This is a genomic window from uncultured Campylobacter sp. (assembly GCF_938018145.1).
Lineage (GTDB): Bacteria > Campylobacterota > Campylobacteria > Campylobacterales > Campylobacteraceae > Campylobacter_A.
In genome coordinates this window covers 1-4,311 of sequence record NZ_CALIII010000027.1, presented here as the reverse complement: position 1 = coordinate 4,311, position 4,311 = coordinate 1, and the positions used below count along the sequence as shown (strand labels likewise).

The 4,311-nt window shown below is 47.1% G+C and carries 4 protein-coding genes and 1 pseudogene; 4 read left to right on the top strand and 1 reads right to left on the bottom strand.

The window, feature by feature from the left end; genetic code table 11:
* The 3 genes from Q0338_RS00680 to Q0338_RS00670 form a co-directional block, all read left to right on the top strand.
* Nucleotides 1-441 (top strand): glycosyltransferase family 4 protein (locus Q0338_RS00680; RefSeq protein ID WP_298085084.1); only part of this gene is annotated, 441 nt, incomplete at its 5' end.
* Complete coding sequence (locus tag Q0338_RS00675) at nt 428-1,501, top strand: glycosyltransferase family 9 protein (protein ID WP_298085083.1); 1,074 nt, start codon at nt 428-430, stop codon at nt 1,499-1,501. The genes Q0338_RS00680 and Q0338_RS00675, both read left to right, overlap by 14 nt.
* Nucleotides 1,498-2,685: a glycosyltransferase family 4 protein gene (locus Q0338_RS00670; protein WP_298085082.1), complete on the top strand. Its 1,188-nt coding sequence runs from the start codon at nt 1,498-1,500 to the stop codon at nt 2,683-2,685. The genes Q0338_RS00675 and Q0338_RS00670 overlap by 4 nt, the downstream gene beginning before the upstream one ends.
* Here Q0338_RS00670 and Q0338_RS00665 read toward each other — a convergent pair.
* Nucleotides 2,633-3,922 (bottom strand): lipopolysaccharide heptosyltransferase family protein, encoded by a 1,290-nt coding sequence (locus tag Q0338_RS00665; protein ID WP_298085081.1) that lies wholly within the window; start codon nt 3,920-3,922, stop codon nt 2,633-2,635. The two genes, Q0338_RS00670 and Q0338_RS00665, sit on opposite strands and share 53 nt — an antisense overlap.
* A 163-nt stretch (nt 3,923-4,085) precedes the next feature.
* On the opposite strand from Q0338_RS00665, the pseudogene Q0338_RS00660 reads away from it, so the two are divergent.
* Nucleotides 4,086-4,311 (top strand): annotated as a pseudogene (locus Q0338_RS00660) (hypothetical protein); the annotation flags it as partial.

The window sequence follows — 4,311 nt, the reverse complement described above, 5'->3', positions numbered from 1 at the left end:
AGCGAGATAAATTTACCAAATACCGCTCTGGTCGTGGTCGGCGACGGTCCGCAGGAGGAAAATCTAAAAAAAATAAAAACGCCAAACATCTACATGCTGGGCTCTCGCACCGACGTGAGCGAGTTTTTGGGTAGTTTTGACGTTTTCGTGCTGCCCTCAAAGATGGAGGCGCTGGGCACGGCGCTACTGGAGGCGCAGTCTTGCGGAGTGCCTTGCATCGGTAGCGACGCGGGCGGTATCGGCGAGGCGATAAGTAGCGGCGAAACGGGACTTTTGTTTAAAAACGGCGACAAAGAATCGCTCAAAGCGGCCTTAAAAACGCTCATAAAAGACTCGGCGCTTAGAGCGAAATTTAGCGCGAACGCGAGGGAATTTATCGTGCGAAACTTCTCGATAGAGACGATGGTCGCGCAGACGGAAGCGATGTATGAAGCTCTTTGAGAGCGCGGCGCGGCTCATTTTGCGATTTAAAAGCGTGCGCAAAACGCAGCTGGTTACGCGGCCTGTCCAAACGGTCTGTTTTTTTAGCAACACCGCGCTTGGCGATACGATTTTTAACACGCCCGTTTTTCGCGTCTTTCGGCAAAATTTCCCGCACGTACGCACGGTCGCGCTGCTAAATCCATCTACGGCACCGCTTTTTAAAACCGATCCGAATATCGACGAAATTTTGCTTTATGACGGCAAAAAGGGCGGCTTTTTACGTGCCCTGTTTGCTTTAAAAAAAATAAAACCCGACGTCATCTTTATCCTGCACTCAAACGAGCCGCAGTCTACGCCTCTAGCTGTTCTTTGCGGAGCCAAATACGTCTTTAAACTACCCAATGCCGGCAATAAATTTAGCCCCTTTCACTCAAACGCGCCAGAGCCTTACGGAGATGAGAGGTACGTCGTGCTAAACCGCCTCGAGCAGCTTAAATTTATGGGCATTGATAGCTGCGACACGAGGTTAAATTTGTATTTGCGCGATGAGGATTTTACCCGCGCGGACGAGATGCTAAAAGACTATGGCACGCGCAAATTTATCGGTTTTCAGATGGGGGCTAGCACGGTTTCTAGGCAGTGGTTTTTGCAGCGTTGGCAGGAGCTGGCGAACCTGATTTTAAAACATACGGATGCGGCGATCGTGCTAACAGGCAGTCCCGCCGAGCGAGCGATGACTGCGCAGCTAGAAGACGAGCTAAGAAGTCCGCGCGTGATAAATGCGGCGGGTAAATTTAGCCTTCGAGAGGCCGCGGCGCTTATAGCAAGACTTGATGTGCTTGTGACGCCCGATACCGGTCCGCTGCACGTCGCAGCTGCGCTAAAAACGCCCACGATCGGGCTTTTTGCCGTCGCCTCGCCCGTAAACTCAAATCCGGATTTTGACGAAGATATCCATAAATTTATCAAAAAGCCGCGCACCTGTTCGCCTTGCGTCGGCAAAAACTGCAAATTTCAGGAGTGCATGCTGCAAATCGAGGCGCGCGAGGTCTGGGAGATGCTAAGGGATATGATTTGAAAAAGATTTTGTTCGTCGATACGGGGTGCGAATACGGTGGCGGAACGAAGAGTTTTTTGTATCTTTTGCGGGGGCTTGCCGCGCAGCAAAAGTACGAGCTATGCGCGTTTTTTGAGACTGATTACGAGGCGGGCGGACGCAAAATCTCGCAAATCATAGAAGAAGCCGGAGCTAAATTTATAAAATTTGAGCCAAAAAAACAGCCCTCAAAGCTAAAAAAAGAGCTTTTGCGTGCGCTTGGTGGGCAAATGCTGGCAAAATACCTCTACAAAAAAGACTACGACTACGCGCTTTGCTTGCTGCGGCAGGTGCGGCCAGACGTAGTGCATTTAAATAATCACTTTTCAACCAATCTCGCCTACATCGCCGCCGCAAACGCTCTAAATATCGCGGTAGTGCAACATCTGCGTAAAAACTCGGCCGTCGAGCCTTTTAAACTTGAGATTTTAAAGCGGCTAAAATTTACGCCAGTTTGTGTTTCAAACGCGACTTACGATTTTTACGCCGCGCAGATAAATATGCCTAAAAACGTGGTTTACAATCCCGTAGAGGCGCCTGTTTTAGGTCAGGAAAAATCTGAGACGGATGAAAATTTGAGCCATTCTCGGTCAAATTTAAAAAACAGCGCCGCCGATAAAAGCGCCACCCTAAAAGCCAAATTTGACGCCGAAAAAATAAATATCGTAATGCCCGCAAATTTCTTGACGCTAAAGGGGCACGAGCTAGTTTTTGACGCGCTTGCGGGACTAAAAAGAAGCGATGTAAAAGTCTATTTTGCGGGCACAGGCGAGCTAAAAGCGGGCGCAAAAGCCAAATTTGACGCACTGATAAAATCGGGCAAGGCCGAGTATCTGGGCTTTGTTTCCAAGATGGACGAGATTTACGCCGCGTGCGACTACGTGCTTGGATTTTCTAGCGACGAGGGACTGCCCAGAGTCGTCATCGAGGCGCTTGGCCGCGGGCTTGGCGCGGTGTATTCGGATATCGCCGTCATAAGGGAGATTTATGAAATCTCCTCAAAAAAGCAAGATTTTTTTATAGTTCAAAGAAGCTCGGACGCGCTTTTGGCCTGCTTTGATAGCTTGCGTAAGCCAGCCTCAAAAAGCCCCGATGAAGCCGTTATAAAGGCATTTAGCATAGAAAATTATCTTCGCGGGATAGATAGGATATATAGCGAACTTTGACGAAGGCCTCGATGTCTGCGAGGTTTTGCTCGCTAAGTTCGAAAAACGCGCTCGCGTCGATATCTCGCACGGTTTTAAACACGGAGCTAACGGGCGGTAAATGCGAGTTTATCACGAGCGAGTCGGCGACGCCCCTTTGCTCGCTAGCAAAACAAGGCCCCATCAGGCAGATCGTGGGCGTGCGCACGCTATCTGCGACGTAGTAGTTGCCCGTATCCGAGCTCGCGTAAAGCTGCATCTGCGAGAGATAAAACGGCAACTCCTCAAGCTTGATTTTACCTATCAAAGAGATGATTTTTAGCTCGTTTTCGCCGAATTTTTTCACGTAAGTATCGCAAATTTGCGAGCTAAAATTTGACCCGCCGCTAATGCCGTTTTCGCTGCAAATTTGAGCCTTTGATTGCTCGCCGTTTGCATTTTCAAGACCGCCGTAAATTTCGCTCGTATCGCTACCGGCCAAATCTGCACAAATTTGTCCATCGCCAGGATTTTCCGTCTGCTTTTCGTCCGCATTTTGCGCGAGCAGGTTTTGTAGCAGCACCGCCTCCTTGCCGACGCCAAAAATATAAACCTCGCAGTCAAATTTGGCAAAAATTTCAAAGATTTTCTCCCAAGTTTTCTTTGGCGGCGTTTTCATTTTATTGCCTGCACTTAGGCTCACGCCGATCTTAAATTTGCCGCTTTTTATTAGATTTTCTTGCGGGATAAATAGCGGTTTTTGCAAGCATTTTTCATATTTTAGCTCGCTAACTCCTACCGTTTTTAGGTAGGTTAGTAGCGTTAGATCTTGCAGGGTATGCGGCACTTTTTTCACGCCAAGCGCGAGTAAGCCAAAGTCGCTAGATGCCGCGTAGTGATGCACGGCGACGATGTTTTTAGCTAGAGTGCAGCGCGCTAAAAAGAGATTTAGGCTGTTTGGCATCAGCACGTAGACGCTATCGTAGCCGCGCGAAAAAAGCTCGAGCGCGAGCCCTAGTTTGGAGGCTTTTTTGCGTTTTACATCGTTTATCGTAAATATTTTTTCTATTCGGCTGTCGTGTTTTGCGAAGGCTAGATTTATCTCGTCGATGAGTACGTCAAATTTACCCAGCTTTTCAAAGATCACGGTAGAGTTTGCGTAGTCGCCGATTTTAGCAGTTTGTATGAGTAAAATTTTGCCTTTTTCGCCTTTAAATTTTAGCTTTTTCATCGCAAAAAGATATGGGTAAATCAGTAAATATATGAGAAAATATATCAAAATTTAGACCTTTATTATTTATAAAATTTAGCCTAAATTTAGCATAAATTTATAAATTTACGGCCGGTTTTTGAGCGATTGCGAGTAAAATTTAGCCAAAAACCGCTTACTGGATTTTAATGATTTTATCGTTATAATGGGCGTTTAAAATTTAAGGAAAAAAATGACGAAACTGCAAAACCGCCTGCAAAACGCCGCTTTATATCTCGTTTGCGTTTTTATCGCTTGCGAGCATATGCCGCGTATGACGGCGGCGAAAAATATATCGCTTTATTTCGCGCTTGTTTGCGCGATCTGGCTTTATTTCACGGATAGGACGCGATTTGCCGCAAGGGTCGGGGTAAATTTTAGTATCTCTCGCATGCCCGCGTTTTGTCTTATCGCATTTA